4 protein-coding genes are annotated in these 3,789 nt (G+C 59.8%); 3 read left to right on the forward strand and 1 reads right to left on the reverse strand.

Features of this window, described 5'->3' with window-relative positions:
* The first annotated feature begins 95 nt into the window (after positions 1-95).
* Both EOA24_RS30370 and EOA24_RS30375 read left to right on the forward strand, forming a co-directional pair.
* Complete coding sequence (locus tag EOA24_RS30370; protein WP_127410402.1) at positions 96-719, forward strand: M15 family metallopeptidase; 624 nt, start codon at positions 96-98, stop codon at positions 717-719.
* 660 nt (positions 720-1,379) lie between these two features.
* Positions 1,380-2,309 (forward strand): hypothetical protein, encoded by a 930-nt coding sequence (locus EOA24_RS30375; protein ID WP_127410403.1) that lies wholly within the window; start codon positions 1,380-1,382, stop codon positions 2,307-2,309.
* Between the two features lie 595 nt (positions 2,310-2,904).
* Here the strand turns inward: EOA24_RS30375 and EOA24_RS30380 are convergent.
* Positions 2,905-3,210, reverse strand: coding sequence for a hypothetical protein (locus EOA24_RS30380; RefSeq protein WP_126082746.1), 306 nt, complete (start codon positions 3,208-3,210; stop codon positions 2,905-2,907).
* Between the two features lie 58 nt (positions 3,211-3,268).
* On the opposite strand from EOA24_RS30380, the gene EOA24_RS30385 reads away from it, so the two are divergent.
* Positions 3,269-3,789 (forward strand): arginase family protein (locus tag EOA24_RS30385; RefSeq protein WP_189354363.1); only part of this gene is annotated, 521 nt, incomplete at its 3' end.

The following is a 3,789-nucleotide window of genomic DNA, read 5'->3' on the forward strand; positions in this document are numbered from 1 at the left end:
GCGGGGGGGCCATCCCGGCGAGGATCAGTGGAACACCCCGCCGATGTCGCCGGATCGGGGAAACCGGATGCAGTCGCCAAAGGTGAAAAACCTTGATGGATGATGCTGTCTTTGACGACGGCAAAGGCTCGGGCGCGCGCGCCCGGGCCGCTAAGTCTGCCGTGGACTTGTATGTCCAGCGGGGGCAACAGCCTCCCGGCGATCTGCTCGCCCTCGCCTACCCGGATGATCTGCCTATCCCGGAAACCGCGATGGTTTCGGGTGGCTACCGGGAAGCTCTCAACAGCATCCGCGATCGCTCCTATCTCATGGGGGAGCGCTACGCCGCGCAGCAGATGCGCGCCGATCGTGAAGGCGTGAACATGCAGTTGCTTGGCTTCTACGATGCCTTCCAGCGCCAGCTACGGGCGCTTGGCGTCCCGATGTTCGTTGCTGAGTTCGTGCGGTCCAAAGACCGCCAGGACGAATTACGGGCGCTCGGAACGACTAAGGCGGTCGGCGGGAAATCGCCGCACCAGTACGGCATGGCGTTCGATCTCGTCCACTCCAGGCTCGGATGGGACCTGACGCGCCAGCAATGGACCCTGTTGGGCCATATCGGAAAAAGTGTTGCCGCCCGTGGTCGGATGAAAATCGACTGGGGCGGCGACTGGGAATTCTATGATCCGGCGCACTGGCAAGTGCGCGGCTGGCGTTTCTTAGTTCCGAACGCCGCGTAAGCGTCCTGTGCGTTCGCTCTTGGCGGGCCCGGCCTGTAGGTCCGGGTCCCGCTCGAGGGCCGAAATCAACTCATTCAAACCGGCCATCTGGTGGCGGTACACGTAGCCGAACACGTGTACCTTGTTCGCCTCTGCTTGCCTTGCTCTGAACCGGCGCTGACGCTCCCGGTTGGAGGCGGCTCTTGCCGTCCTATAGCAGGGCTCGCATTTCATGCTCCGCCACCCTCTCGGCCTTGGCTTAACCTGCTGACATTGCTTGCAAAACAGCGTGTCGGTGTTCGTCGCTGTCACGGGTGTAAGTTCCATGTTTAACCCCCTGTTAACCCCGGCGTTGGTTGTAACGCCCCTGCCCTTGTATCCGTTACATGTAACGCGATCAAGAGGCCGGTCTCCGCTCTTATCATATAGGGCTGTAGGAGACCGGCCTCCCTTGGTGGGGCTTGACGGGCCGCGCGAATATTCCTATTCGCGCGCGCCCGCCCCTGCACCCTTGTCGTCTAATGCAGTTACTCAACACCCCAAATCGGGTGGTCGGTAATGTGCGGCTCTCCGATCCGCCTGGACGACGGCACCGAATTGGGGTGTCGTAAATGTTGGCAATGCCTCAAGCAGAAATCCCAAGATTGGGTTGGTCGCTGCATTGCCGAAAGTCGAACTGCCATGGCAAGTCGGTTCGTCACCCTCACCTATGGTGGCGGTGATCACCCTGCCGCGCAGTTCCTGACTTATGAACACGTGCAACGCTGGTTGGTCGAAGTACGCCGCAAGGCTTCCGTTCGATATCTCGCCGTTGGCGAATACGGCTCCGAAAAGGGCCGCGCTCACTGGCACGTGTTACTGTTTTATGAAAAGGGCAAGCTGCCCGATGTCGAGTTGAATACTCGGATCAACCATAAAATGTGGGGTCATGGCTTCTCTCAATGGGAAGAGGTCTCCACACAAGCCATCCGTTACTGCGTGAAATACGTTCAGAAGGATAAAGGCGCGCTAGAAAAGCAGGCCAAATTTGCGCTGTCAAAGCGCCCTGCCCTCGGCGCAAAGTACTTTGAAATGCTGGCTGCGAAATATGTTGATGCCGGGCTTTCTCCGAAAGAACTGAGCTACAGCTTCCCGGATGTCATCAACAAAAAAACGGGGCTTCCTGAGACGTTCCGATTGCCTACGCAATCGTTTAGTGCGGCTCACTTCGTCGGAAGCTTCGTGCGTCTCTGGCGGGAGAAACACGGCCATGACAAATGGCCTTGGTCCGATCTGGTCGAGTATTACCTAGATCGCGAAGCCGCTAGAGCGCCTCTTGACCTTGGCAAAGAAAGGTTTGCCGGGCGGGTGCCTAAACCAGAATTTCCCCCCCCACACGGCTCTGAGCCGGTTTACAGCGATAAGGTTAACGCGTATTTTTCAGATACGCCGCTGGGTCGGCTGTGGTTCTATCGCAATTCTACAGGGGATTTGGTATGGCACGAAAAGCTAGGCAAAGCCGGGAACGCCGTTCGGAACGGGCGAATAGTTCTGCCCGGTTTGTATCCGAACGGTCTACCTCGCGACGCATCAACGGGCGGCCCGTTGTCGAAAGGTCGTCGCGTCAAATAGGTCACTCTGCCCGCGCCTCGGCGTCGGCAAGTCTGCGCGGTCGCATGGCCCAGCTCCCTGCCCTTCCAGAGCAGAAGCGCCTACGGGCCGAACAAGCGATCCGTCGCCAAATAGAGCGCGGCGAGAGCCGCCGCCGTGCGCTGGTCTCAGCGCACGACAGCCGCCGCGCGGCTGGGCTCTCAGCGCCAAACGAAAGTGGCAGGCGCAATGTTTCCCGGCTCAAAATCTCCGAGGCCAATTCCAAGCCGCTTCAAAAGGCCGCAACGTCTCAAGCTAAGCTTTCACCCTCGGTGCGTGACGACAAACGGCCTCATTGCAAGGCGCGGCCTCGGTCTAATCGCCCCTCGGGCGGAAAAGGGTCGGGAAAACGCTTTGTCCCGTGGTGCGGCTGATTTTTAATCCCTTGTGGACTACTCACAAGGTTGTGACTGGACTAGTTGACGGAAGTCCGCAAATCAGATCGAACAAGCAACGGGAAGTCTTATTCCCGTTCGCAGAAGTTTCGCAGCGAAAAAGCATAGTCTATCTTATGCGACTTATGTTCGGATGGCGCCGTGCCGCAATCTCAGCCCGACCGCCCTTCCTCGCAGCCCTATCACTGCAGATCCGACAACTCGTCATCGAGGATCAGCGCCTGCCGGGCCGTCGCGTCGAGCGCGCAGCTGACCATGATGCTGCTCTGGCGATCGGTGTTGACGGTTTCGGCGGACGCTTCCGCCGCGCATCGCGCGTTGCGATAAGCGCTGCCTTGTCCGAAGCCCGTAATTTCTCCCCGGCCGTTGCCAGCGACAAGGTGGCAAGGAGCAAAGTACAAACCGCCAGCATCAGAACGCTTTTCATCGCTGTAGCCCCACTGTGTTGCGCGAGACGGGAATTGTCGCAAAACTCCGGGCTGAAGCAACTACCCGGCCCCTGGCTGCCGCCGACCCGCGGCGTATAACAATGAAAGCATCCGGAAAATGACCGCTTCCTTTCTCGGCTTTCCCAATTACCTCCCTGACAGCCGCGTGCCGCGAGCCGTGGTCTTCGGAGCTGGTCACGGAAGCACCTATCGTGGGAAGGACAGCAGTGGCTACGCCGAGGCCGCCAACGCCATCCGCACCGCCAGCCAGGGCGATGCCCCGCTGGTCGAGCACTGGGATTTCGATCTCGGTGGCCCATTGTTCAATGGCGGATCGGGCAGCTGCACCGACACCGGCGACATCTTGACCATCATGCATGACAATGATGGCAACCGGGCCCGGATCGAGGCAAGGACACGCGAGATCCTGTCCCTGCCGGCCGTGCCGATCATGCTTGGCGGTGACGATTCCGTCGTCATTCCGTTCCTTGCGGGCTTTGCCGACCGTGGACCCACCTGGATCCTGCAGATCGACGCCCACATCGATTGGCGCGACGAGGTGAATGGCGGTCGATACGGCTATTCGAGCCCGATGCGGCGGGCGAGCGAGATGGCCCATGTCGCCGGCATGGGGCAGGT

Source organism: Mesorhizobium sp. M2A.F.Ca.ET.039.01.1.1 (genome assembly GCF_003998035.1).
GTDB lineage: Bacteria > Pseudomonadota > Alphaproteobacteria > Rhizobiales > Rhizobiaceae > Mesorhizobium.